A 25771-nucleotide genomic window follows, 5' to 3' on the forward strand; every position below is an offset into this window, starting at 1 on the left:
AATAGAATCATTTGGATAAATGTATATATGCCAGAAGCCATCTTAAACAAATGGAGTGATTTCATGATTTTTTAAATTAATAATCCATCCTAAATTCATTGAAACAACATTTGAGCCACACAACTATAGTCGTGCAGCTCATGGTTGTAGTAGCATAAAGTAAATTAACCTAAATTAATTTACGACATAAGTAAATTATCTAAAACCAAAGTTTTGTGATAAAGCTTCATCTTGTTGAGCAACCGCTTCAGCAGTTTTCGTTAACTGCATCTCAATTTCTTGCATTAATTGAGAAAAATCTTTTACTTTCGGCTCAAGTTCACGGAATTGGTCATCAAAGCGATCAAACGCTCGACCTTCCCATTCTCCTCTAAGTTCTTTCTGTAAATTAGACAAGTCTCTTAAAATTTGATCAATTTGCTGCGAACTTTGACCATATCTTTTTGCTTTTGCTTGCAACTGCTCCGGTGACATACGAATTTGCCCTGCCATTTTCTCATCTCCCTAATAATATAGTCGCACGTGAAGGTACAAAGTTAGTAACATAGCTACCCCTTCCTAGGTAAATCCTATAAAAACAAACTTTTAAAGTCAACCATGTTTATTGGATTTTTCTAAAAACGATTATAAAGACCTAATGTTTATTTGAGTGAAGTTTGAAAACCAGTACATTTATTCCACAAAAAAATAGGGCCTATATCCCTATTGTGTTTCAATGCTTATTTTTTTTAGTGCCTGGCACTCCCCGAGTTTTCCCGAATCATGACAATCCAATATGGTGCTTAATCTTCCAATATATCTTTTAAAAATCGCTCCCTATTGTTCAAGAAGTATTTTGTAATTTTGTAGTGGTCGGTCATCTCATAATCTATTTCCTCAATGTGATTATCATCAAAGCTTAAGATTGTCGCATCAGGATAGCCTAATAAAATCGGTGAATGGGTTGCAATAATAAATTGGCAATCACCATCGATTGTTAAATCGTGAATGATTCGTAAAAAAGCCAATTGGCGCTGCGGGGAAAGTGCTGCCTCTGGCTCATCTAATAAATAGATTGCATTCCCTTTAAACCGATTCAAAAACAGCGATAAGAAAGATTCACCATGGGATTGTTCATGTAACGAACGTCCGCCATAATATTTATATCCAGTCATATCTGTATTATCAATATGGGTTGCGAAGTGATAGAAGGATTCTGCACGGAGAAAGAATCCATCGGTAACCTTGGGCATCCAGGACAATGTAACATAATCCCCCAAAGCAGCATCAGCAGCATGAACAGCATAACTATTATTTCTGTTCCCACCGGCTGTATTGAATTCACACTTATCTGCGATTGCTTCAAGTAATGTTGATTTTCCTGAACCATTTTCACCTACAAAGAAGGTGACATTCTTTGTAAAATCAAGTTGACCGAAATTTTTAATTGATGGGATAGAGAATGGATATTTATTATAGGAAGGAATATTTTCATGCTGGAGAGTAATTCGTTTTAAGAACATGGCATACACCTACCCGTTGGCTATATTTTAATCAAAGCTATTATCTATTAAACTCAGATTCTATGTATGATTAGACCCGATTAATGGTTACACGCATTGCACCGTTTTCGTTCAAAATCTGGGTAACTGTAATAGAAAAATTGTTGTGCCACTTCCGATGCATCTATGAGAAACCATCCTCCATCTCGAAGCTCGCGTTCCAATCCTTTATATTTTGTTTCCTTTTTCACAATGTATTTACAATCTGTTTGATGCATTTTGATCGTCTTCGTTGGTTTATCTATGTTGATCCAAAACAAAAAAATCACACTCTTTTCAACTACCATTATATCCATTTTTAGGGTGCCTGTCACTCCCCGAGTTTTGTCGAATTCCACAAGAAAAATTAGGCTTGGAGGCACATTTCCTCCAAGCCCTATCGCTTAGTTCCCTTTTATGATAAAAATCTTTTCTTCACTTCTTTTCCGCCATACATATAAACTACCTTCCGATCCTCGACCACCGTTTCTATATGCACCGATCTCCCCCAAAGCTGATGAACATATGGGAGTACATTTTCCAAATAGCGAAGGTCAAGCTCTGTTCCTTCATACCCATGCATTAAATATAATTCTCCATTTCTAGCATAGTCCCCGTTATCCACGACAATATATGGGAATCCACCATTTACCCGCATTGAGACCAATTGATTACGTACCTGCTCATAATCCTTCTGTGTTATTCGATAGTCCCTGCCTTTTTTTTCAAATAAATATAAATCCTCGCGCTGCACTAATTCCTTCGTTAAATAGTTTCGAATAAAGGAAATATCCGATTCAATTTCACGCACCTCAAAAATTTTCTCTCTCCCTGTATTTGGCTTATAGCCTAGCCGCTTCATCTCTTCTGTGGGATTATTATACCTCTCCTCAATATCCTCAAAGATTTTAATGCCGAGATAGTACGGATTTATTGACGTTCTAGAAGGCTGAACAACTCCAGCATTTAGCTTAGAAAACTCGATTGTTTCATCCGTAGTTAGATCCATTTCCCTTAAGATTCGTTGATGCCAATAGGAAGCCCAGCCCTCATTCATAATTTTTGTTTCCAGCTGTGGCCAGAAGTAAAGCATCTCTTCTCGCATCATCGTTAAAATATCACGCTGCCAATCCTCTAATTCGCGACTATGTTGTTCAATAAACAGTAATAAATCCTTTTCCGGCCGCGGTGGAAATTTCTTATCCTTCTTAGCTGTTCGCTTTTTCCTTTCCACTGGCTTCTCACCGATATTCCATAAATCATCGTAAACCGTCTTGCGAGTCGTGATTTCCTCCTCTTCATCTTCTTCCACATTTTGTGGCAGCTTCGATTTTATAATGGATGGGTCGATATGCTCCTGTATCGAAAGAATTGCATCTAAGAATTTTTCTACTTCATCCTTGCCATACGTCATTTCATAATCCGCAATCCGTTCCGCTGTTGCGGTCATACTCTCTACCATATCGCGCCTCGTGTTGGAGAACCGAACATTATTTTTGAAAAAATCGCAATGCGCAAGTACATGAGCGATAATTAATTTGTTCTGGATTAACGTATTCGTATTCAGTAAAAATGCGTAACATGGATCAGAATTAATGACTAGCTCATATATTTGACTAAGTCCCAAATCATACTGTAGTTTCATTCGGTGAAATTGTTTACCAAAGCTCCAATGGGTAAACCGTGTCGGCATGCCGTATGCGCCAAAGGTGTAAATAATATCAGCCGGACAAATTTCATAACGCATTGGGTAAAAGTCTAGCCCAAATCCAGAGGCAATTTCCGTGATTTCTTCGATCGAACGACTTAGCTCCTTTGTTGTCGTCAACAATAATCCCTCCTATTGTCCTTTTTATAGTTTATGATAGAAGCTGGATTTCATGAACAAGGAAGTTCCAAGTATAATCAATTGTGGAATTTTGTTTTAGCCAATCCGTATGAATTCACCTGTAATAGGAGAGCTTATTACTATAATAAATAATATCCGCTATTAACAGTTATCTAGGGAGGAGTTCTCATGGACTATCACTTTTTATCCATTGAAGAATTTAATGCACTATTGAACCAATGGCAAGGACAAACAATTAAGATTATCAAGCACGAACTAGATGATCTTGATGAAACATTGATTGATTTAAATACAATCTCATATTCGACAAACCATAGAAGAATCGATGAGTATGAACCGCTTCATTCATTACGATTAAATGGTGGTGGAGCAATTGAAACGGAAACGGATAATTTCCAGTCACTTCCACAATCAATGTATGAAATACCACTTGAAGATTACGCACTGTATGAGTTTGATGGTACACAGTTCATCCTGAGCACAGCTAGAGGTGTGTATACAATAGAGTTAGTAAGTAAAGGTATGGAGTAGTGGACTTCCTGTGTGGTGCCCCAGATCTTGAGAGTAACGATTTTCTGCAAACATAATAGCAATCATATACTAAGGTAAAGTGGTATTAGAAGTCTCGCTCATGCCGGTGGAATTAAAATGAGAGAATCTCTATACCTTCCTATCCAATAAGAAGAAAAACCCCATAATTAGGGGTTTTAGCTGACGGTTTCCTCTTTAATGAAGAAGCTTTTCATTGCATGATATACATCACGCTTTTCCTTTAAAATATAGTGCCGGAATTTCGGATCATCGATTGTCTTATAGGCATTCATTAATGTTGAATAACGATTATATCCGTTGACCTCGCCATAGCCAAACATTGCGGACACATCCATAATTTGCTTGACTAATTCGATACATCTTGGGTTGTCGGAGGTAATATTCTCTCCGTCCGAGAAATGAAAAGGATAAATATTGTAGCGTGATGGATTATATTTTTCTTCAATAAGCTCCAATGCTTTACGATATGCTGAGGAACAAATCGTCCCCCCACTCTCCCCTTTGGAAAAGAAATCTTCTTCAGATACAACCTTTGCTTCCGTATGATGGGCAATAAAATCTATTTCTACCGTTTCATATTTGGAACGAAGAAATTTGGTCATCCAGAAAAAGAAGCTTCTTGCCATATATTTCTCAAACGTTCCCATCGATGCACTTGTATCCATCATTGCTAGCACAACTGCTTTTGATTCGGGTTTGACGACCTCATTCCAGGTTTTGAAACGAAGGTCATCATTATATATTGGTGTAATTCCAGGTTTTCCAGCTCGTGCATTTCTGCGGATTGCAGTTAAAATGGTCCGTTTCTTATCGATATTCCCCATTAATCCTTTATTTCGTACATCATTAAATTCAATTTTTTCTGTCGTAATTTCTGCTTGCTCTTTTTTCTGAAGATTTGGTAGCTCTAAGTCTTTGAAAAGCGCTTCCTCCACTTCAGCAATCGAAATCTCTGTTTCATAATAATCTGATCCTGCTTGATCACCTGCTTGGCGGCCCTTTCCTTGTGCACTATCGCCATCACCAGGTTCACGGGCAATGACATCCCCTACTTGGCTATCGCCATTTCCCTGACCAACCTGTTTTGATTTATCATAATTATAACGAATCTTATATTCATCTAAAGAACGAATTGGAATTTTGATTACATCACGACCGTTTGACATAATAATACTTTCCTCACTAATGAGATCTGGTAAATTATTGCGAATAGCATCCTGTACCTTCTCTGAGTGGCGTTGTTGATCTTGATAGCCTTTGCGATGGAGAGACCAGTTTTCCTGGGAGACGACAAAATTATGTTCTTGCTTATCCTGCACTTTTCCCTCTCCTTTTTTGAGTGAATTTTCAGTAATATTATTTTAAATAAAAAAATTATTTTTGTGATAATTTCTTTCTTTATCATATGCAACGCTATACAAGTTATTGCGAAATATCTCTAAATTAGTTAAAAAACAAGACTAACGATAGAATTAGCCTTGTTTTTTAGAGAACTTCCTCCTTTACCATTCACGTGACAAGCTTGCCGAAGTCCTTTTTGTTTTTTCTCGTCAATTATCGGTTTAACAAGCTACCGACATACCGGAGTAATTCATTTGCAGAAGTAGAATTATAGCCATACTCATCAATTAATCTCGCAATGACTTCGTTAACCTTCTTAAGCTGCGATTCATCCGGTGTTTGCGATGATGTTGTAATTTTTACAACATCCTTTAGATCTGCGAATAATTTCTTCTGAATCGCTTCTCTTAAGCGTTCATGAGAATTATAGTCAAATCGCTGTCCTTTTCGTGCAAATGCTGAAAGACGAATCAAGATTTCTTCACGGAATGCTTTCTTCGCATTTTCAGAAATACCAATTTGTTCCTCTATCGAACGCATTAGCTTCTCGTCTGGGTTCATTTCTTCCCCTGTAAGTGGATCGCGTAGCTTATTCTTATTGCAAAATGCTTCGACATTATCTAGGTAATTATCCATCAAGCTCTTCGCCGATTCTTCATATGAATAAACAAATGCTTTTTGAACTTCCTTCTTAGCAATCTCATCGTACTCTTTCCGAGCAACTGCAATATAATTAATATATTTATCCCGGTCTTCCTTCGATATCGACGGATGTTGTTCGAGTCCATCCTTTAAGGAACGTAACACATCAAGTGCATTGATGGATGGAACCTCTTTACGAATAATCGTCGATGAAATCCGATTGATAACATAACGCGGATCAATCCCGTCCATGCCCTCATCCGAATATTCCTTCTGCAATTCTTCCACATCAATTTTATTGAAGCCCTCGACATTTTCACCATCATATAACCGCATCTTCTTCACTAAATCAATACCCTGCTTCTTCGATTCCTTTAATCTAGTTAAAATAGAGAAAATCGCCGCAACTCTTAAGGCACGAGGTGCAATATGGACATGTGCCATATCACTGCCTTTAATCATTTTTCCATAGATTTTTTCTTCTTCGCTTACACGTAAATTATATGGGATCGGCATGACAATAATTCGAGAATGTAGTGCTTCATTCTTTTTATTTGCGATAAAGGAACGATATTCTGATTCATTGGTGTGTGCTACAATTAGCTCATCAGCACTTATTAGAGCAAATCTTCCAGCTTTAAAATTTCCTTCCTGGGTAAGTGATAACAGGTGCCATAGAAACTTTTCATCAGACTTCAAAATCTCCTGGAACTCCATCATTCCACGGTTTGCCTTATTTAATTCCCCATCAAATCGATATGCCCTTGGGTCTGATTCTGAACCAAATTCCGCAATCGTTGAAAAGTCGATGCTACCAGTTAAATCTGCAATATCTTGTGATTTCGGATCGGATGGACTAAAGGTTCCAATTCCTACACGTTTATCCTCTGAGAAGAAGATACGCTCAATTACAACATCTTCTATTCTCCCATTATATTCTTGGTCAAGCCTCATCGTATTTAATGGTGATAAATTCCCCTCAATCCGAATCCCATACTCCTCAAAAAATTCTCCACGTAAGTGCTGTGGTATCAAATGCAGTGGATCTTCATGCATTGGACAGCCTTTAATCGCATAGACCGCACCTGCATCTGTTCGTGAATATTCCTCTAAGCCACGCTTTAATAGACTGACAATCGTTGATTTCCCCCCACTAACCGGACCCATCAATAATAGGATTCGCTTGCGGACATCGAGTCGCTTAGCTGCGGGGTGAAGGTATTCCTCTACTAAACGTTCAATCGCTTCTTCTAGACCAAATATTTCATTGCCAAAGAATTCATAGGCTTTCCTTCCATCCCTTTTCTTTATACCAGCATCTTTTATCATATTGAAAACGCGTGAATGAGCAGTTTGTGCCACCTCTGGTTTATTTTTAATAATCTCTAAATAGTCCGCGAATGTGCCTTCCCATCGTAAGCGTCTTTCTTCTTCTCGATAGTTCTTTACTTTATTTAATATACTCATTTGAGCTCCCTCCATCTATGCAGCGATTTATATATCCTATGCAGGGACATCCCCTATCATGCTATAGAAGTTCTTAATCAATAAGTATCCCAGACAAAGTCGAACATAGTTTAAGCATTATTCCCCAGGAAATTTTATATCGAAGGTTAGATTATTTTGTCTTTTGCAATTTATATCAACGAAGGGTTTAAAAATTTCTAATCTGTTAAGCGTAAACCTGGTGTGACTTTTACAAATGCAACTGATATATTTATAGTAAAGACGAGGTGATTAAATGCAAAAAAATTATTATTCTATTATCGATATTGGTTCCAATACAATGCGACTCGTTGTATACGCACAGGATAAATCCGGTCGTTTACATGAAGTTGAAAACACAAAGGCTGTTGCGAGATTACGCAATTACCTCGAAGAAGACAATATACTGAATCAAAAGGGAATCACACGCATGGTTGACACATTGAAAAGCTTCAAAGATGTCGTCGATACATATGAGCTTAATGAGCTTGTTTGTGTAGCAACAGCAACGATTCGACAAGCGAAAAACAATCAGAAAATCAAAGAAATTGTAATGGAAGAAGTAGGATGGGAGATGCGAATTCTCTCGGAGGAGGAAGAGGCCTATTATGGTTATTTAGCCGTTGTCAATTCAACATCCATTACGGAAGGGATCACGATTGATATCGGTGGTGGTAGTACAGAGGTCACTTACTTTAAAGATCGGCTACTCGTCAACTCCCATAGTTTTCCTTTTGGTGCACTTACATTGAAGGACTTCTTAACCGGAAATAAGTCCATGGAGAAGAAACAAATTAAATTGCGTGCTTACTTACTTGAGCAATTTAACACATTGGATTGGTTAGTGGACAGGCAATTACCATTAATCGGAATCGGTGGAAGTGCCCGCAACCTTGCACAAATCCATCAATCACGAGAAAATTATCCACTTGCTGGACTGCATCAATACCAAATGAATGACAGTGATATTGCTGAAATCACATCGTACTTATCTTCTTTATGTGAGGAAGAACTTGGAAAGGTAGAGGGCTTATCCGACGACCGTGTTGATACGATTATTCCAGCAGCAAATGTATTTCTTTGTCTTTACCAAATGATTGATGCAACAACATTTGTACTTAGCAGGAAAGGCTTGCGTGATGGTGTATTTTACGAACAAATGACCAACCATCTGGAATCGCCTCTCTACCCAAATGTGCTCGAGGATAGTATTGAAGATTTAGTCCATGAATACAACTTAAATGAAACGCAAATCCACCACGTTCAATTTTTAACGAAGAAGCTACTTGAAGAGCTGCAGATTAATGGATTGGGCTCCTTAACTAGACATGATTGGGAATTACTTGATCGTGCCTGCTATGTATACAATTTAGGGCAGTACATCGATTCCGAATCAAGTGCACAACATACCTTCTATTTGCTTGCAAATCGGACAATCGACGGACTTATGCATATCGACCGCTTGAAATTAGCATTAATTGCATCCTTTAAGAACAAGACTGTATTTAATCAATTTATTGACCCTTTCCACAGCTGGTTCTTAAAAAAGGAAAGAAAAAAACTATATACATTAGGGTCACTGCTAAAATTCACCTATTCGCTTGATGCGACAAAACGGCAAGTTGTGCAGGACTTTGATTTTGAAATGATCAAGAGCGATACAATTAAGCTCACACTTTACTGCAACAATGACTTTAAGCCAGAAGAATACCAAGCAAATAAACAGAAGAACCATCTTGAAAAAGCACTGCAGAAAAATATTGAGTTAAAATTTGTACTGAACTAAAATGAAAATTTACTAAAACTTAACATTCAAACGACCTTATTTGACATTTTATTTAGTATAATTATATATTGAAGAAATATTATAATTGCATTTAAATGGAATTTTCACTAAATATTCGTTAAATAAATCGTGCCAATTCAGGTAGCACTTACTTTGGAAATGTTAGGTTTTAAGTCTCCTAACATTTTTACTTAGGTCTAACTGCCTACCAAGACAAGACAAAAGGGTGGTATGTATGGCAAACACAGACATTATGCTTAACTTAGATAATCCACAATATTATAATAATCGTGAGCTTAGCTGGCTGGCATTTAATAAGCGCGTTCTAGATGAAGCATTCGATCTTAAGAATCCCCTATTGGAACGTTTAAAATTTATTGCTATCTTCGCCTCGAACTTAGATGAATTCTTTATGGTTCGTGTTGCTGGGCTGAAGGACCAGGTTCAAGCAGATTTTAATAAACCGGAAAATAAGGCAGGACTAACTCCGAAGCAACAGTTAAATGCAATTGCGAAACAGAATCATATCCTTGTTGAAAAACAATATGAGGGATTTACCAAGCTACAGCATGCACTTGCAGATGAGGAGATTGCCATCCTTGAAATGGATGATTTAACAGATATGGAAAAGAATACCCTCGAAGATTACTTTGACGAGCAAATTTTCCCAATATTAACACCGATGGCAATAGATGCCTACCATCCATTTCCAATGCTGCTGAATAAATCAATTAACATGGCTGTTGTATTAGAAGACACATATGAAGTCGAATTTAAAACGAGAAAAAATGCGATTGTTCAAGTGCCAGCGCTATTGGATCGGTATATTCAAATTGGCGATTCCAACCGTTATATTTTATTGGAAGATATTATTTCCCATTTTCTTTATAAATTTTTCAAAGGCTATCGTGTGCATTCCGTTACCGAATTTCGAATTACACGAAATGCGGATATGACGATTCATGAGGAAGGTGCTCGTGACCTTCTTAAAGAAATTGAAAAGGAATTGCGGAAACGCAAATGGGGTGCAGCAGTACGTCTCGAGGTTCGTGGGAAAAAATACGATGCTACAATTGTTAACTTTTTACTAAATGTACTGGAAATTCATAAGGATGACCTGTACATTATTGACGGCCCATTGGATTTAACCTTCCTATTCCGATTTTACAAGGATGCACTTGTCGACCATGAGAATTTAATCTATCAAACATTGATTCCACAGCATCCACAGGATATTGATAGTAAGGAAAGTATCTTCGAAGCTGCGGAAAAAAGAGATGTTTTTCTACATCACCCATACGAATCGTTTGGACCAGTTGTTGATTTAATAACGGAAGCCGCAGTTGACCCCGAAGTAATGGCAATTAAGCAAACATTATATCGCGTGAGCGGACACTCCCCCATTATTAAGGGATTAAAGCAAGCGGCGGAAAATGGTAAGCAAGTTACAGTGCTAGTTGAGCTGAAGGCAAGATTTGATGAGGAACAAAATGTGCACTGGGCAAAGGAATTAGAAAAAGCAGGATGCCATGTTATCTATGGCATGAATTTCTTAAAAACACATAGTAAAATAACCCTAATTGTTAGAAAGAAAAAGGAAAAAATCGAGCGGTTTGTCCATTTAGGAACTGGTAATTATAATGATTCAACTGCTGATCTCTATACGGATATGGGAATTGTAACGACGAAGCGTAAATTCGGCATTGATGCAACGAACTTCTTCAATTATTTAAGTGGCTTCACAGAAAAGCCTGAATTCAATCATCTTTCCATGGCACCATTTGATATCCGAACCGATTTCATTCGTTATGTTAATGAAGAAATCAATTTCCATCAATTACGAGGAAATGGTCATATCATTGCTAAGATGAATTCCTTAACAGACAAGGAAATTATTAGGAAATTTTACGAAGCATCTCAGGCAGGTGTGAAGATTGATTTAATTGTACGCGGAATATGTTGCTTGAAGCCTGGAATAGAGGGCGTAAGTGAGAATATTCGTGTTCGCAGTATTGTTGGTCGTTTCCTTGAGCACAGCCGAATCTATTATTTCCACAGCAATGGGGATGAGCGGTTGTTCCTCTCTTCTGCAGATTTAATGACGAGAAACATGGCCAAGCGTGTGGAACTCATGTTCCCAATTTACGAAACATCAATTAAAAAACGGATCAGAGAAGTATTATCAATCATGCTTAACGACAATGTCAAGGCCCGTGAACAAGCAAGTGACGGAACCTATCATTATGTTGAAGCAAAACCAGGTGAAGCATTAATCGACAGCCAAATGACATTGTATGACATGGCATACAACGTATTAGAAGACGAAGAGTAAGGGGTGCCTGTCCCTTCTCGGATCTTGTCAAATTTTGTTGATTGAAATTGAGAGACGTTTTGGGTGTGGGTAGGCGGATAATGGACTGGAATTGAGTAATTCCATGTCTGACATGAAAGTAATTTGAATTTTTTAAAACCCCCATCAACCGTTTGATGGGGGGTTCCTCTTCTATTATTTCACTCGTTTATAATTTTTGTGATTCACTACGGTCTTAATAGGTTCACCTGTTGTTGCATTCTCACCGATTTTTATGATTACGGAATTTTCCCGTACTGTAACAACTTCGCCCTTCTTCCCTTTTTGTTCACCTTTTACAACATGAATTGTTTCCCCAACTTTTGCGTGGTTTAAATTCACTTCTTCAGTATTTGGAGTTTTTCCTTCTGCCAAATCTAATTCCTCCTTTATTTAAAACACATTTCTGCTTTTTTATTTTTGAGAACAAAATTGCAATACTTATATCTTACCATTTTTCCCATTGTAAATCATAAGTAAACACCTGGAACGATTGAAAACTTCACTTTTCTACTTTGAATGGTGGTTAAACATTGTACTGAAAATACATATTATTTACAATACTTTTACAATCTTTACATTAAACAACAATAATAATCTGCTATACTTATTGCTAAAGGTCTGGAAAGGATGCGCTTATTATGAGAATTGCGGTTATTGGTGACTTGCATTATCCGGCATTACACGAGGATTATCGATTTATCGAAAACAACCGAGATGGATTTTATTCGACATTTATTCAAAAACTTTTTTCCACTCCAGCTGATTTATATATTTCGATTGGAGATTTAACGAACTTTGGCTTACCAGAAGAATATGAAGAAATATATAAATTGATAAATGCACAGGACAAAGCAAAAACGCTATCATGCAGTTACTATGGAAAAAGCAGTCCTCATATTTCTTGATACGACTCGAGAACAAGATTATGAAATATGGGGCGGCACATTAGATATTGAACAGCAGATCTGGTTAACTGAAGTGATTGCGCAATCCGGAGAACTTCCAATCATTGTCTTCGCCCATCATCCTGTACATCAAACGACGATTCATTCTGACCAAGAAAATCAATCGATCCATCCTGATATACCCATCTGGGATATTTTGAAGAAGAAACAAGGAAATGGTTTGTATATAAATGGACATAATCACTGTATTTCTATTGCTGAGCGAGAACAATGGACGTTCGTACAACTGGCTGCAGTACTAGATCAACAAGCTGCAAGCGTAATTAACATAACCAATTCAGAAATCAAGATTGACTATATTGACTTCACTGATGAGACATTACAACAGCAGGCAAATACGATTGGTAATGAAATACATCATTTTAGTTTAGATCGAAATCAGTTTGGTACACTGAAAGATACAACGCACGTCATTCCTTTAAAGCAAGTATTGAAACCATAACTTAATGGGCTAGGGCTATGGGCTATTGATTGTGATAGCCCTTTTCCAATAAATTTTCATACTATTGTCACATTTCTAACCACGCTCCTTCTCCCTATTTCCCAAATTCTTGGTATAATATAAAAAGAAAAATGGTTTCACATAGGAGTTGACATCTTGGAGATTTACGTCGCTAGACAGCCAATTTTAAACACGAATCAAGAAGTTTGTGCATATGAATTGTTGTACCGCAGCAATGAACAAAATGAATTTTCCAATATTGATGGGGATCAAGCGACATCAGATGTCATCAATAGTTTCATGCATATTGGGATTGACGAGCTTTCAGAGGGTAAGCGCTGTTTTATCAATTTTACGGATACACTCCTTACCCATTCCGTACCAGAATTTTTTCCACCAGAAATGATTGTTGTGGAAATATTAGAAACAGTAATTCCGACAGAGCAGATTGTTGAGAGCTGTAGGAAGTTAAAGGAAAAGGGTTATAAAATTGCCTTAGATGATTTTATTATGCGAGATGGGGATAAAAATTTTACAAAGCTGATAGAATTAGCGGATATTATTAAAGTTGATATACATAATACGCCTAATCAGGAACGAAAGAAAATATTGAAAACCCTCAAAGAATATAATGTAACTTTGTTAGCTGAGAAAGTAGAGACAATGGCTGAATATGAGCAATGCGTAAAAGAGGGCTATACTTACTTTCAAGGTTACTTTTTCAGTAAACCTGCCATCTTATCAACGAATGATGTGCCGATTTACAATCATAATATCGTACTTATTTTGAATGAACTTGCACAATCGGAACCAAATATTGACAGGATCACGGGAATCATTGAGACAGATATTTCATTATCAATTAAATTACTTCGATTAATTAACTCGCCAATGGTCGGATCGATTTATGAAATCAAATCAATCAAACAGGCAATTGCATATTTAGGATTTAATGAGCTAAATAAATGGATATTTCTGCTTTCGTTACGTGAAAGAGCAAATCAAAAGGAAAAAAGACTGGATGAAGTGACGAAAATGTGCTTTATTCGTGCGAAGATTGGTGAATTAATTGCCTTGCAAAAAGGCAAACGCATGGAAGCACCAAGCTATTTCTTAGTTGGTTTACTCTCCTTAATTGATACATTAATGAAACAGCCAATAGATAAATTAATGAGGCAGCTTCCGTTAGATCATAAAATTAAAGAAACAATCCTAGGAAAGAATACGCATTATAGTGATATTTTCCATTTAACCGTAACAATGGAACGAGCCGAATGGAGAGAGCTGAATATACTTGCAAATAAGGTTGGAATCAATAAAAGAAAACTGTTTGAAATTTATAAAGAGGCATTAAGATGGACAAATGGAATTGTCAATGTAACATATTAGTTTTTTGGGGTTTTGGGGTCAGATCTTTAGTCAGACCTCAGGGCCTGCTCGTCGTTACTGGGCTGCTTCCTTATGTATTAATTGATGTTCAACTCTTGCTGTAGAATTGTAATATCTGCTTTTGCATCTAATAATTCAGCTGAAAGGCGAGTAACTTCTGCGTCTACTTTGCGAATATCCTGCTTTAATTCTGCTCTCATTTCTTTCATTTCAACCTTGATGTCCTGAACAGTATTTTCAACATTTGTTAATCTGTTCTCTATATTTGTTACTCTATCTTCAATACTTGTTACCCTATTCTCAATTGATCCAACGGTTACTTTAATATCCTCCACATTATTCGCTAATTCTTTGATTGCCTGGAATAAATCATTATTTGAAATTTCTGCCATAATTATTTCTCCTCCCTATTCGTACATCTAGATTAGCACAAAAACTATTGTCGAACAACCGAACATAATGTGATTTTCGATGGGAAATCTAAAAAGATAATTCCATTTTGTTCTAGGTGGAATTTCAATTTTCCTTATTATTTATAGGGGTATTTTTCAGATTTGGGTTAATTATCAGAGCAAAAGCGCAAGCGCCCGTTTAGCGACGTACTCCCAGGCCTTAATCCTCGCGAGTCGATGTTAACTTTCACCGCAAGGGTATAAGTGCGACTAAGCCTCTGGCAAAGCCAATCGGCAAGTCTTCTTTATCGTACGAAGGTGAGGGAAGTCTCGCTACAGCTTTAGCGCTGGAGCTGGACGTGGCTGTTTCGGTAATCAAGTTATCCACAGCATTCAAATTTTATTGTTTCCTAAGCAATAAAAAAGGGTAGCCACAACCTGTAGCTTCCCATTTTTAATGATCTCGATGCACAAAATAATTCAAGACATGCTTTAGAAAAGAATTATCCTGCTGTAATTCTTGCAACGTCTCCATCGCAGAACAATAATGCTCCCACATCTCTTTTTTGGCACCTTCCAGTCCTAAAATGGACACGAAAGTCGAATTATTATTTTCTGCATCCCGATTTGGTGATTTACCTAAAAGCGTTTGATCTCCTTCAACATCAAGCAAGTCATCCTTAATCTGAAATGCTATTCCTGCATGGCGGGCGAATTTTGTCAATAATTGTTTTTCGACATCATCCACTCCTGCCAAGATGGCTGGTAAAATAAGTGCGGCTTCGAATCCTAAGCCTGTTTTATAGAAGCACATCTGATTCAACTGCTCAAGTGTTAATATTTCGCCTTTCGTTTTCAGATCCATCGCCTGTCCCCTGCACATTTCAGCTGTAACACCGGCAGAATAGTGAATGAGCTGAAGAACTGTTTTTGCGTCAAATTTTTCAAGAGAGGCCTGCTCTTCAACCGCTTTTTGGGTCAAGAAAAGACCAGTTAATTCTGCTGTGGCAATGTTATATGCCTGGTGTAACGTTTGATTCCCTCTACGAAGATCCGCATTATCCTGAGCTGGTAAATCATCGTAAATTAAGGAAGCTGTATGCATGTATTCCAATGATCTCAGCAAAGGCAGGATTGCAGTCTTATCTAATCCATAGTTATTTACACCCATAAACCAGGTTACAATTGGTCGTAGTCGTTTTCCATTACTACTCAAGCTATAATTTGCAGCATCAATGATTGGTTCATTTATTAAAGAAACACTGTCAGTATTAGAAATAGGTAAGAAATCATTGATTTCCAAGCGCATCCTACGGGTAATTTTTCTGAATTCTTCCCTCTCTTTTCGCTCCTGATGTAAATTGCTAATTATATGATCGCGCAATAGTTTATCAAAGAAATCAACGTCTGTTGCATTGTGTACCATAAATTGAACCGTTTGATTAAATGCAGGACTTCCAGAGAAAAATAGCTTCATTACCTCATTATATCCTTGCTTTCCCTTTTTTTCTTTAAAGCGCTTCAGACCATTTATCGCACGGTTTAAAATCACATCACAAGTCTTAGGGTCGAAATTATATACTTGATGAATTAAATTGGCAATCACCGTCCAATATAATTCAAAAGGGTTTATGAGGTCCTCCCGCTTCTCATGATGCTCAAGATAGTAAGTGTACGGTGTTACTCTTCCGCCTTCCCTATCATCCACCATATCAGCAAAATCATCTGCGAGCTGGTTGTATATACCATAGTAAAATGTTCGCTTATCAATCCCAGCATCATCTGAAGCACTAATGATGGAACGGATGATTAATCGTGATGCCGAGGATTTAAGAATGACAGGAATATAAAGTTCTTCATTTGTATAGGTTGTATTCGCGAGATTCTTTACCCGCTCTACTTCTTGTGATTTGTAAAACACATATGCCTGTTCAAGAAAGGCTTTCCACTCTGCTTCTGGCTGGTTTTCCTTAATATATTGAAATGCTGCACTAAGTTCAGCATGAATATATTGCATTAACACCCGATTATCTCCAGTCCATTCGCCTAATTCCGGTACAACTCCGGTGACAAGGGTAACCCGAATCAGTTCGGAATATTGGTTACTTTCTTGCTCAGACAATACATTTGAATCAAGTAAATCATCAATAAATGGATAAGTTAAACCATAGGCATAACCAAGTCTGATTGCTCGCTCAAGCCTTCTTGACTTTTCATCTGCTTCGATTTCGTCTCCCATTTCTTCAACCTCATGCATTACTAATCCTGCGATAATTTTGATTAATTTCCGCTGTGCTTCTTCAGCATCCATTCCATCTGGTATGTTTGCATTTACTTTCTGAAGCTTTTCGATCACCCAAATCAAGGTTGCTTCAACACCATTTCTTTGAGCTGTTCTATACAATTTAGCCATGCTGAACACGTCATCATTGTCGGCTTGTTTGGCAGTGAGGTCCTCCTTTAAACTGTTTACGATATTCCCAATCCGTTGCTTTGTTTCAGGTGAATCAAGTGCCTTCCCAAGGTCACGCATAAAAATGTAGGAAATACTCCGATCAAGATAGGGTTCTAATTTTCCCCTCATATTCAGCCATTCGATATACCGATGATAATCCTTTTGCGATGGCTTCTTTTTCATTGCAAAAAAAGACAGCAGTGAACGACGTTGAATGTGATTCTGTTTCCATGCGTCGAAATCCTTCGTTAGTGTTGGTATATATGTCTTTTCAGCATGCTGCTCGCTCAGAAAATTAAAATACTCTAAAGCTTTTTGCTCTACCGACTGATATGCACTATCAGCATTTATTATTGTTTTTTCATTCATATATTTCATTACCTCAAATTCATGATTTCTGTAGCATTCTTTTCTATTATATTGAATAACCTATGTTTCTATTAATGTATTTTTCTCTGTTTTACAATGCCGATAATGATTGGAATGAATACACTAAGCACTGCCAGCGGCAAAAACCAGCCTCCTAATGCCTTGCCCCATCCTAACGCTATCGAAATCGATTCAAATGCAATATATGCAAAAATTATTAGAAAAATATTTTTTATTTGGTTAATCATCATCCTGCTGTTTAAATAAAAGCGCCCTAAGTTTTCAGAATTTAGTCGCTCAGGATAATTATGCGTTTCTGGAAATCTCTCAATTACTTGCATTAACAGCATAAGGAAAGCTCCTATTGCCGGTAATATTAATAACTCGCCCTTTGCTCCCCAGCGATCTACTTCTCCATTGGCATTATAATGTGCCGGTACCTGATTTGGCAGAGAGTTCCAAACAACAATTAATAAAATAATGCTTCCAATATAACAGGAGAAGCCAATAGTATCCCAAAACCACTCACTTTTTGATTTTGGAATTTTGAGCTTTGGCCGGTTTGAAGTGTTTGTCATAATTACACACCCCTTGGAAATGTTATCTTGTTTAGATGGTAACTGTAATACGTTTTGGCGATGGAAAGGATTCAGCTTTTTCATATTGAGATGTTCACATTTTTTTCCAGTACAAAAAGAACAAACCCAAAATTGGGATTGTTCCACTTCTATAGAACATAAATAAAGGCCTTTCTTCGCTTTATTTCCATTCCGTTTTTAACAATGAAAAGATTAATGCATCATAAGACTTTTTAACCTATCTGTTTCCAGCTTTGGAAATACCATAAATTCACCCTATATTTTTCTAACTAGCTGCCAGTTGCTAATCTAACAATTACAAATCATAACTACGTTGCCATCTGGATCTTTTATATTAAACCAGGCTGTATCTCCTACTCTTTCAATTTCTCTTACAATGCTAATTTCTTTAGCTCTTATGTATTGATATGCTTCATCAATATTTGGAGCATACAGATTAAAAATAGGGCTTGGACTAACATTATGCTCGAAGGTGGAATCAAAACTGTGGTCATCCAAAGTCAGTGATGTTGTACCTGTAATTGGTACGTTAAAAACTGGTGACACTACGTTGTCTAGATCAATTTGTAATCCTAACAAATCAGAATACCATTTTACTGCTGCCTTCAAATTTGTTACATGAATAAACACGCCATTCATTTGATTTTTTATTGGTATTATTTTTTCCAATATTGCCCCTCCTTAAATCACTTTTTCTGAATGAGGCCGATACCAAGTTTCACAGGATCTTCCAAATAAGCAAGATAAAAAGCATCAAATTCCATTTTCCCCCTTATTACCTTTGCTCCATTTCTTTTAGCGGTGGAAATGGCTTCATCAATTGAATCTACTTCGATTTGAATTCTAATTCCCTGGGAATAATCATCTGGTCCTTTTGCTATTCCCCCATTAATTCCAGACTTTACAGTGTCTCCCGTCATAACAGACCAATAATCCCAATGTGGTTCGGAAATTTCCCATCCAAAAACTTTTGAATAAAATTCTGCTGCTTTTTCAGGTTCCTGACTATTTAATTCAAAACCAATTACTCTTCCCAACTCATCAATTCCTCCCTCATGGCTACATCTAACCTCGTTAGAAACTTGATGTAATGAACAACAGTAGTATAGATTTATTAAGTAAAATATTCTATTGATTATTCTTAATATTAACATAAGCGTGAAATCACTAAAAGCTATTCCTTTAAGAAATTGCCTCTATTTCAAATGATTGCCTGTCTACTCTACTTACAGATCAAACTCCATAATAGTCCTTTTTTGAAGGAGATAAACTAAATACTAATAAACTTACAGATAATATCATCATTACTAAAACACCAATAATGACCGTAGACTGAATCGATACCAATTGTGCTGCCATTCCCATGATGCCAGTAGCAGCAATAATGAACAATGCTTCAAATAAACGATAAATGCTCCTGACCCTGCCCATCATGTTAATCGGTATATTATTTTGATAAAAAGTAAGAAAACCAGTATTAGCGAATGCGATAAAGAAGGATAAAACAAAAAATCCTATCCCGGCAATAAGGAATGTGTCTGAGAAAGCATATATGAGATAGCCAATTGAAACGAAAATAGTGCCACATCCAATTAGCAGCGATGTCTTAATATTGTTTAATAACAATGTATTGGTAAACGCTCCGGTTATAATACCTGCACCAGCAATTGTCACGAGAAATCCATATTCACTATCTGCCAACAATAAAACCTCTTTCGCAAAAGCTACTTCAAGTGAATCAATTGCACTTGCCATGACAACCATCACACAGCTGAACAATATATTTATCATCATGATATAACGTTGTTTACAACTAAATGAAATCACCATTGACCAATCATTTTTCAATAGCCCAAAGGTCGTATTACTTCCTGAAGGAGAAATCACCTTTTGTTTTTCGAGATTGGGCAATAGCATAGTAATTACTCCCGAAAAGAATAATGCTATCGCATTAATAAACATTGCCAATACGGGTGTGCCAATAAGAAATAGTAAGCCCGCAACCGCTGGGCCAGTTAGAAATGCACCTGACGTAACTAAACTGTGAAGTGAATTAAATCTTTTTCTGGATTCTTTTGGGATTAGCTTTGTAATATAAGTAATAGAAGCTGGCTCAAATATGGAGCTAGCCATACTTAGAATAAAAACGATGAAATATATTAGCGCTATATTTGTCATAGCTGGCAATAAGAGAATCAGCATCGCACGGAAAATATCAAGGTATATCATTAGTTTTCTTTTATTTAAGCGATCAATAATACTTCCAGACCAAAAGTTCGTTAATAACTTTGCCAACGGTTTAATAATATATAAACCTGATACAGCCAGGGGTGACCCCGTCATATCTAAAACAATTAAATTCAGCGCAATAAAGTAAATCCACTCACCAATATTGGCAATGCCAATCCCCAATAATAATATGGAGGGATATTTCCATGAAGCCATTTTACTGTTCGATAACATATCATTTCTCCCCCAACTTTCAATAATCATCGTTCATAATAGCTGCAATCCCTAATAAAAAAACAAAAAAATCCCACCCCCAAGACATTTAGTCTTGGGGACGAGATTTATCATTTCAAAGACGTGGTGCCACCCCAGTTTGTTAATATGTTACCATATCAACCTCTTCAAGTACGACAAAAATCAAAAGCTTAAAGCTAGATTAGTGCTGAAACTAGATGAAATTTGCTTATACTTTAGCTTTATAACAGGAGCTCCTGTCACGCCATCATTTATTCGAATCCAACGTGATGCTCTGAGACTTGCTTCAATGAAATGCTTCATACTCCGTTTCAGCATCTGGAGCTCTCTGTTATGAATCAATTTCATTTACTCTTCTCTTCTTTGGTTTTTTATGTATTAATTTTTAGATATCTTACCATTTTGAAAAATAGAATACAATACTTATTTTCTCTGACATTCTGCATTTATTAATTACGGAATTTTTTTCAGAAATTCATTCACCGCTTCATTCATTTCTTCGTAATTCGTCCAGTGTAAATAATGATGCCCTTCCATTGTCACCAGCTTATTTGAAGCGCCTGTATCTAGTTGAGTACGATAGAATGTTGCATTCGATTTCACTTCTTCATTTTCATTCTTATCCTCAGTAGTAAAAATCATCACAGGAAGCTCAGGCGAAAATGTCATATCTTTTGTTGTTTCAATATTATATTTCATTCTATTTGCTTCATCGATCACGTTTTTGTTATAACCTTTCCAAGCAGATATAGCCTTTGTCATCTTTAAATTTTCTTCCGTATACGTATCTTCATCTGCTATTGGCAGGAAATTGTCTGGAGATAAGTATAATGCTAATCTTGCAATCCCAGTTGGTGCCACATAACGCAAATAGGAAGGCATGCTGGGGACCGATTCGTCAAAATATTCCAATGCCTGTGGCAATGTAGGATCAATGCCAATAAGTGCTTCCACTTCATCTGGGTAATTATTAGCATAGTACATACTGTAGATTCCAGAAATTGAGTGCGGCATCAATACGTATGGACCATGTATATTCGCTTCCTTTAAAGCAGTCCTTATTTCTTCTACAATGTTTTCCACTGTCCGTTCCTTCTCAGTAATGTCACTCCACCCATACCCAAATGGCTCTACCACTGCCACTTGGTTGTACTCTGCCATTTCATTTATCAAAGGTTCAAAATCAAGTGCTGGTGCTGCAGTTCCAAAACCACTTAATAGAACAATCGTATGATCTCCTGCGCCCTCTGTATAGACATGCATATTTTTACCATCAACTTCCACCAGCTCTCCGACAGCTGAATATTTCTTTTGTTCATAAACATTCATTAGATTACTGAAAATGCCCCAAATCACAAGTGCTGCTGCGATAGCTAATATAATATTCCTCAATCCGACCAAAAGTTTAGATTTCTTTTTAGTTTTCATTATTTTCACTACCCCCTATAGAAATGAATAGCATGAGAATCAGATTGTTCTCCTTTATTCAATCTTAGCGTGTGGGCAAATCTCTCGTAATGCACCTAAGAAATATTTTGAGATACAACTTTAGGCTTAAAAAAAGAACACCAACAATGGCGTTCTTCTTGTTATGCACATGCTTCTTTTCAGTAGAATTAATAACTCCGCAGTGAACCAAAATATCTATTCAACTTCCCATTCATATTGAATATCCGGTAAATTCTCCTCATTTTCGTTGCCTTTGCCAATTATTTTAAACCCATTTTTTTCATAAAATAGTTGTGCGTTTTTGTTTACTTCAAATGTGTTCAACGTTAATCTACCGCCTGATTGTGCTTTTACTTTATTTAATAGCATTTGACCGAGACCAATTCCTTGATAATCTTTGTGGATATAAAGTTGGCTTATTTCTGTTTCATTATAGGCAATTATTCCAACAACACTTTCTTCCATTATTGCTAAATCTATTTGAAACTGTACAGGTAAGATATGGTTTATAAAGTAGATGTGACTATCAAAGCTATGCATTTCCTTCTGACCAATTGCCTGTTCTTTACTATTCCTCCACATTTCCACTGTTTGTTCAGCATAATCGGAATTATACGGAACAATCATGATTTGGTGGTGTTTCACTACAATACCTCCTCAATTTTGTCTACTCTCTCATTGTTATGCAAAAGCAAGAACCCCGCCTTTTTTCACCACTTATTCCGGATCTTCTTCTACTTTATGGAACAATGCTTCTGGAAGCATTTCAAAACCTTCAATCATTGTATTTTCCTCTAATTCAATAATGAGGTATAGCTTACCATCAATATGAACCTGACGAACATAGCGAAGCTCTTGGGGGCTTACGGATAGATCTGCTACTTTCGTTTTAATTTTAATTGACTTGGATGAATACTTTGGAACAATACTCGTTGCCTTCATCTCATAGTTTTTATCATCAATAATTTTATCAAATGCTGACTCAACTTTTTCTGTATCAACATCCTGGATTCCGCTGCTTTTCAGCACATTCGCTACGTCTTTATAATCGATTTTTGGTGCTTCTGGTTCTTCATTTTCCTCAATCACGCGCTGGATTTCATCATAGACATTTGCAAGGGTAGATGTGTTAATCTGGTCACCTGCCACATCCTTCACGATTTCCTCGAAAATAATTTTATCGTCTTCTGCTGTCATCGCTTCTTCTGCATTCAGTACGTTCTCGATTAAATGATAATCCAACTCATATGCTTTCTCAGCAGAATAAAGGACTCGATTCACATCTGCAGCATGATCCGTGAAGCAAGGGAACAGGAATCCTCCTATTGGTGCCTTCAGATTAATCACTGGGTCGACAACGAAATGATACTTAAATTCCTTCTCCACATAGTCAAACAGCAATTCTTTTTTCGGGTCCTGCGTTTTATTAATACTGCAGAGGATGAAGGAATGTGAATAAACCTTATCTCGACTGCTTTCCTCAGTATCTTCATTACTTCGCTTGGTCGGTTTCAAATATTCACCGCGAATAAACGTAACGACAATATCATTTTCATATTGCTTATCTGTCAGCATTTTTGCAACAAGCTGAAGCATTTGCGTCTTCCATTCCTCTGTATCGTTTGCTAAAATTCCTTGATGTAGAATAAGCTGACTGCTATTCTCTACGTCTTGCCTAAATTTCAATTCAAATAATTTCTGATCCAGTTGCCCTGTCAGTACTTTCTTGAAGTTTGCCATGAATAAATCCTGTTGCTCCTGCTCGAGCATTTCAAATGGTGTACTTTCGTGATGGTAAATATCACTGGATTCTTTCATAATATACACATTAAAAATATCATTAATTTTCAATAAATCATTGTTTACTTTGAATTGCTTCTTAATATCGGCTATATCTTTTTTATTCAAAATTGCTCCGCTCCCGCTCGTTGAACTTTAGCCATCCTGCTGATTCAGTTTGTATGGCATTATTTTATTTTAACATAGAAATTACTATTTCCCGTATCCAGCAACTGTAATATTGAAGCAATATTCAGACATTATTTCCATTTTATTTTGGACATGGTTATTCTAAAACGCCGGATTACGAATAATCCAGCGTAGCTTTTGCAATCTATTAGTCCTTCTGTAATTTACCTTTTACCAGTTTTAATGTCGCTACTATAAGAAAACTGACAATCACCAGCAGGACCCATGAACTCACCTTGCCAAGATGGACAAGACTCCATGCATCGGGTTGATTTGGATATTGCCAGGCACCGAAAACTGTTGCGATATTCTCCGCTATCCAAATAAACAATCCAATCAGCACAAATGAAAGTGCAATTGGCATCCGATATCTTATTCCACCTACATCGTATGTGACCCAGGATTTCCAAAAGACGATAACGACAAGTCCCGCTTTCTAGGATAGTATTAATATTCAAACAAGCAGATTCTAAGACAATAATCATTCAACATGTAATAATAGAAGAATATATATTAAGTTCTTATCTACCAAAACAAACATGACATTCACGAAGGAGTTGAGCAGATTGGGACATCTTTGTGATAAGGTGTATAACTGTGAAAAAGAACTAACCCTCGGTGTAATCGGAGGTAAATGGAAGATGCTCATATTATGGCATCTCGGTAAACAAGGTACGAAGCGATTTAACGAACTGAAATCACTTATGCCAGGCATCACGCAAAGAATGCTTGTCAAACAGCTGCGCGAGCTTGAGGAAGATCTCATCGTCCATCGTGAAGTATATCCCGTTGTCCCACCAAAAGTAGAATATTCGTTAACTGAACACGGCATCAGCTTATTACCTATTCTTGACATGATGTATAGATGGGGAGAAGACTATATGGAGAATGTTGCAAGTAAGAATGGAGTGGAGATTAGGGAAGCTGTGAAATAATCATTTGAACTCTTTTGTCCATTTTCACAGTATACTTTCTGTGACTATGTGATATTAATGTGCGTACTTACAATTATTGTATATTTACTTTAGAGTAATAGGTATAGTTAATTTAACTAAATTATTCTAAGGAGTGGAATATTCATGGAACTTCAATTAGCACTAGATCTTGTTAACATTCCAGAAGCGATTGAGCTTGTAAAGGAAGTTCAAGATTCAATTGATATTGTAGAAATTGGTACACCAATCATCAATAGCGAGGGACATGCTGCTGTTCGAGCAATGAAAAACGCGTACCCAAACTTAACAGTACTTGCCGATATTAAAATAATGGATGCTGCTGGTTATGAAGTATCTCAAGCTTCTAAAGCAGGAGCAGATATTATCACGATACTTGGTGCAGCAGAAGACAGCTCAATCAAAGGAGCTGTAGACGAAGCGAAGAAATTAGGGAAGAAAATTCTAGTCGATTTAATCGCAGTAAAAGATATAGAAAAGCGTGCGAAAGAGCTTGATTCATTTGGTGTCGATTATATTTGTGTTCACACTGGCTATGACCTTCAAGCGGAAGGAAAGAATTCCTTTGAAGACCTTGAAACGATTAAAGCTGTAGTTAAAAATGCAAAAACCGCCATTGCTGGGGGAATTAAATTAGAAACTTTGCCAGAAGTAATTAAATCACAACCAGACCTTATTATTGTTGGTGGTGGAATTACAAGTAAAGACAATAAAAACGCTGTAGCTGCCGAAATGAAAAAGCTCATCGAAGAAAGTGAAAGTACGGTAGCTTAAGAAG

At 36.9% G+C, this 25771-nt stretch carries 24 protein-coding genes, 1 pseudogene and 1 other annotated feature; of the genes and pseudogenes, 8 read left to right on the forward strand and 17 right to left on the reverse strand.

Annotation, left to right across the window (positions count from 1 at the left end):
* Nucleotides 1-195 precede the first annotated feature (195 nt).
* The 4 genes from CWR48_RS16455 to CWR48_RS16470 all read right to left on the reverse strand — a co-directional run bounded on the left by CWR48_RS16455 (nucleotide 196) and on the right by CWR48_RS16470 (nucleotide 3348).
* Nucleotides 196-492, reverse strand: coding sequence for a WXG100 family type VII secretion target (locus tag CWR48_RS16455; protein ID WP_115774420.1), 297 nt, complete (start codon nucleotides 490-492; stop codon nucleotides 196-198).
* Between the two features lie 290 nt (nucleotides 493-782).
* On the reverse strand, nucleotides 783-1502 hold the full coding sequence (locus CWR48_RS16460) for an AAA family ATPase (RefSeq protein ID WP_115774421.1): 720 nt from the start codon (nucleotides 1500-1502) through the stop codon (nucleotides 783-785).
* Nucleotides 1503-1582: 80 nt separating this feature from the next.
* Nucleotides 1583-1801 carry a hypothetical protein gene (locus CWR48_RS16465; protein WP_147294897.1) on the reverse strand — a complete coding sequence of 73 codons (219 nt, stop codon included), beginning with the start codon at nucleotides 1799-1801 and terminating at the stop codon, nucleotides 1583-1585.
* 134 nt (nucleotides 1802-1935) lie between these two features.
* Nucleotides 1936-3348: a SpoVR family protein gene (locus CWR48_RS16470; protein ID WP_115774423.1), complete on the reverse strand. Its 1413-nt coding sequence runs from the start codon at nucleotides 3346-3348 to the stop codon at nucleotides 1936-1938.
* Nucleotides 3349-3537: 189 nt separating this feature from the next.
* Here CWR48_RS16470 and ymzB point away from each other — a divergent pair, with 189 nt between their 5' ends.
* Entirely contained in the window at nucleotides 3538-3900 is a 363-nt protein-coding gene (gene ymzB, locus CWR48_RS16475) for a protein YmzB (RefSeq protein ID WP_115774424.1), read from the forward strand.
* 176 nt (nucleotides 3901-4076) lie between these two features.
* On the opposite strand, the gene yhbH is transcribed toward ymzB, so the two are convergent.
* Both yhbH and CWR48_RS16485 read right to left on the reverse strand, forming a co-directional pair.
* On the reverse strand, nucleotides 4077-5240 hold the full coding sequence (yhbH, locus tag CWR48_RS16480) for a sporulation protein YhbH (protein ID WP_115774425.1): 1164 nt from the start codon (nucleotides 5238-5240) through the stop codon (nucleotides 4077-4079).
* 235 nt (nucleotides 5241-5475) lie between these two features.
* A complete protein-coding gene (locus CWR48_RS16485) occupies nucleotides 5476-7371 on the reverse strand; it encodes a PrkA family serine protein kinase (protein WP_115774426.1) in 1896 nt (631 codons plus the stop codon).
* Between the two features lie 274 nt (nucleotides 7372-7645).
* Here CWR48_RS16485 and CWR48_RS16490 point away from each other — a divergent pair, with 274 nt between their 5' ends.
* The gene (locus CWR48_RS16490; RefSeq protein ID WP_115774427.1) at nucleotides 7646-9175 is read left to right on the forward strand and encodes a Ppx/GppA family phosphatase; all 1530 of its coding nucleotides are present in this window, start codon (nucleotides 7646-7648) and stop codon (nucleotides 9173-9175) included.
* 235 nt (nucleotides 9176-9410) lie between these two features.
* Nucleotides 9411-11507 (forward strand): RNA degradosome polyphosphate kinase, encoded by a 2097-nt coding sequence (locus tag CWR48_RS16495; protein ID WP_115774428.1) that lies wholly within the window; start codon nucleotides 9411-9413, stop codon nucleotides 11505-11507.
* A gap of 174 nt (nucleotides 11508-11681) precedes the next feature.
* Here the strand turns inward: CWR48_RS16495 and CWR48_RS16500 are convergent, their stop codons facing one another.
* Entirely contained in the window at nucleotides 11682-11900 is a 219-nt protein-coding gene (locus CWR48_RS16500; RefSeq protein WP_245976842.1) for a DUF2187 family protein, read from the reverse strand.
* A gap of 266 nt (nucleotides 11901-12166) precedes the next feature.
* Here CWR48_RS16500 and CWR48_RS16505 point away from each other — a divergent pair, with 266 nt between their 5' ends.
* The 3 genes from CWR48_RS16505 to CWR48_RS16515 all read left to right on the forward strand — a co-directional run bounded on the left by CWR48_RS16505 (nucleotide 12167) and on the right by CWR48_RS16515 (nucleotide 14324).
* Nucleotides 12167-12433 carry a metallophosphoesterase family protein gene (locus tag CWR48_RS16505; protein WP_115774429.1) on the forward strand — a complete coding sequence of 89 codons (267 nt, stop codon included), beginning with the start codon at nucleotides 12167-12169 and terminating at the stop codon, nucleotides 12431-12433.
* Entirely contained in the window at nucleotides 12405-12935 is a 531-nt protein-coding gene (locus CWR48_RS16510; protein WP_115774430.1) for a metallophosphoesterase family protein, read from the forward strand. Before CWR48_RS16505 ends, CWR48_RS16510 begins: the two co-directional genes overlap by 29 nt.
* Before the next feature lie 156 nt (nucleotides 12936-13091).
* Entirely contained in the window at nucleotides 13092-14324 is a 1233-nt protein-coding gene (locus tag CWR48_RS16515; protein ID WP_115774431.1) for an EAL and HDOD domain-containing protein, read from the forward strand.
* A 77-nt stretch (nucleotides 14325-14401) separates the two neighbouring features.
* Here the strand turns inward: CWR48_RS16515 and CWR48_RS16520 are convergent, their stop codons facing one another.
* From CWR48_RS16520 to CWR48_RS16570, 10 genes and pseudogenes are all read right to left on the reverse strand, one after another.
* Complete coding sequence (locus CWR48_RS16520; protein ID WP_115774432.1) at nucleotides 14402-14716, reverse strand: hypothetical protein; 315 nt, start codon at nucleotides 14714-14716, stop codon at nucleotides 14402-14404.
* Nucleotides 14717-15170: 454 nt separating this feature from the next.
* On the reverse strand, nucleotides 15171-17549 hold the full coding sequence (locus tag CWR48_RS16525; RefSeq protein ID WP_211316766.1) for a polyprenyl synthetase family protein: 2379 nt from the start codon (nucleotides 17547-17549) through the stop codon (nucleotides 15171-15173).
* 62 nt (nucleotides 17550-17611) lie between these two features.
* Nucleotides 17612-18118: a DUF1648 domain-containing protein gene (locus tag CWR48_RS16530; RefSeq protein ID WP_115774434.1), complete on the reverse strand. Its 507-nt coding sequence runs from the start codon at nucleotides 18116-18118 to the stop codon at nucleotides 17612-17614.
* Nucleotides 18119-18427: 309 nt separating this feature from the next.
* Entirely contained in the window at nucleotides 18428-18808 is a 381-nt protein-coding gene (locus CWR48_RS16535; RefSeq protein WP_115774435.1) for a VOC family protein, read from the reverse strand.
* Nucleotides 18809-18825: 17 nt separating this feature from the next.
* Nucleotides 18826-19176: a VOC family protein gene (locus CWR48_RS16540; protein WP_115774436.1), complete on the reverse strand. Its 351-nt coding sequence runs from the start codon at nucleotides 19174-19176 to the stop codon at nucleotides 18826-18828.
* A gap of 196 nt (nucleotides 19177-19372) precedes the next feature.
* Nucleotides 19373-20602: an MFS transporter gene (locus tag CWR48_RS16545; protein WP_245976843.1), complete on the reverse strand. Its 1230-nt coding sequence runs from the start codon at nucleotides 20600-20602 to the stop codon at nucleotides 19373-19375.
* A 93-nt stretch (nucleotides 20603-20695) separates the two neighbouring features.
* Nucleotides 20696-20996 (reverse strand) — a binding site (T-box leader).
* Between the two features lie 80 nt (nucleotides 20997-21076).
* Nucleotides 21077-22051 (reverse strand): alpha/beta fold hydrolase, encoded by a 975-nt coding sequence (locus CWR48_RS16555; RefSeq protein ID WP_245976844.1) that lies wholly within the window; start codon nucleotides 22049-22051, stop codon nucleotides 21077-21079.
* A 216-nt stretch (nucleotides 22052-22267) separates the two neighbouring features.
* Nucleotides 22268-22699, reverse strand: coding sequence for a GNAT family N-acetyltransferase (locus CWR48_RS16560; protein WP_425453910.1), 432 nt, complete (start codon nucleotides 22697-22699; stop codon nucleotides 22268-22270).
* A 90-nt stretch (nucleotides 22700-22789) separates the two neighbouring features.
* Nucleotides 22790-23980, reverse strand: a complete 1191-nt coding sequence (locus CWR48_RS16565; protein WP_115774440.1) for a DUF4317 domain-containing protein — start codon at nucleotides 23978-23980, stop codon at nucleotides 22790-22792.
* A gap of 208 nt (nucleotides 23981-24188) precedes the next feature.
* A pseudogene (locus CWR48_RS16570) lies at nucleotides 24189-24473 on the reverse strand (DUF817 family protein); the annotation flags it as partial.
* A gap of 133 nt (nucleotides 24474-24606) precedes the next feature.
* On the opposite strand from CWR48_RS16570, the gene CWR48_RS16575 reads away from it, so the two are divergent.
* Entirely contained in the window at nucleotides 24607-24975 is a 369-nt protein-coding gene (locus tag CWR48_RS16575; protein ID WP_115774441.1) for a winged helix-turn-helix transcriptional regulator, read from the forward strand.
* 144 nt (nucleotides 24976-25119) lie between these two features.
* On the forward strand, nucleotides 25120-25767 hold the full coding sequence (gene hxlA / locus CWR48_RS16580) for a 3-hexulose-6-phosphate synthase (protein ID WP_115774442.1): 648 nt from the start codon (nucleotides 25120-25122) through the stop codon (nucleotides 25765-25767).
* The last annotated feature ends 4 nt before the right edge of the window (nucleotides 25768-25771 follow it).

Origin of the sequence: Oceanobacillus arenosus, from assembly GCF_003369575.1 — a bacterium.
In the GTDB taxonomy this organism is placed as follows: Bacteria; Bacillota; Bacilli; order Bacillales; family Amphibacillaceae; genus Oceanobacillus; species Oceanobacillus arenosus.

Bases quoted from the DNA above. Each gene is read 5' to 3' on its own strand.
- CWR48_RS16545 (WP_245976843.1), bottom strand. From the start codon at position 20,602: ATGTTATCGAACAGTAAAATGGCTTCATGGAAATATCCCTCCATATTA.
- CWR48_RS16525 (WP_211316766.1), bottom strand. From the start codon at position 17,549: ATGAAATATATGAATGAAAAAACAATAATAAATGCTGATAGTGCATAT.
- CWR48_RS16495 (WP_115774428.1), top strand. From the start codon at position 9,411: ATGGCAAACACAGACATTATGCTTAACTTAGATAATCCACAATATTAT.
- CWR48_RS16505 (WP_115774429.1), top strand. From the start codon at position 12,167: ATGAGAATTGCGGTTATTGGTGACTTGCATTATCCGGCATTACACGAG.
- CWR48_RS16490 (WP_115774427.1), top strand. From the start codon at position 7,646: ATGCAAAAAAATTATTATTCTATTATCGATATTGGTTCCAATACAATG.
- CWR48_RS16510 (WP_115774430.1), top strand. From the start codon at position 12,405: ATGGAAAAAGCAGTCCTCATATTTCTTGATACGACTCGAGAACAAGAT.
- CWR48_RS16520 (WP_115774432.1), bottom strand. From the start codon at position 14,716: ATGGCAGAAATTTCAAATAATGATTTATTCCAGGCAATCAAAGAATTA.
- CWR48_RS16560 (WP_425453910.1), bottom strand. From the start codon at position 22,699: ATGATTGTTCCGTATAATTCCGATTATGCTGAACAAACAGTGGAAATG.
- ymzB (WP_115774424.1), top strand. From the start codon at position 3,538: ATGGACTATCACTTTTTATCCATTGAAGAATTTAATGCACTATTGAAC.
- CWR48_RS16530 (WP_115774434.1), bottom strand. From the start codon at position 18,118: ATGACAAACACTTCAAACCGGCCAAAGCTCAAAATTCCAAAATCAAAA.
- hxlA (WP_115774442.1), top strand. From the start codon at position 25,120: ATGGAACTTCAATTAGCACTAGATCTTGTTAACATTCCAGAAGCGATT.
- CWR48_RS16460 (WP_115774421.1), bottom strand. From the start codon at position 1,502: ATGTTCTTAAAACGAATTACTCTCCAGCATGAAAATATTCCTTCCTAT.
- CWR48_RS16485 (WP_115774426.1), bottom strand. From the start codon at position 7,371: ATGAGTATATTAAATAAAGTAAAGAACTATCGAGAAGAAGAAAGACGC.
- CWR48_RS16455 (WP_115774420.1), bottom strand. From the start codon at position 492: ATGGCAGGGCAAATTCGTATGTCACCGGAGCAGTTGCAAGCAAAAGCA.
- CWR48_RS16555 (WP_245976844.1), bottom strand. From the start codon at position 22,051: ATGAAAACTAAAAAGAAATCTAAACTTTTGGTCGGATTGAGGAATATT.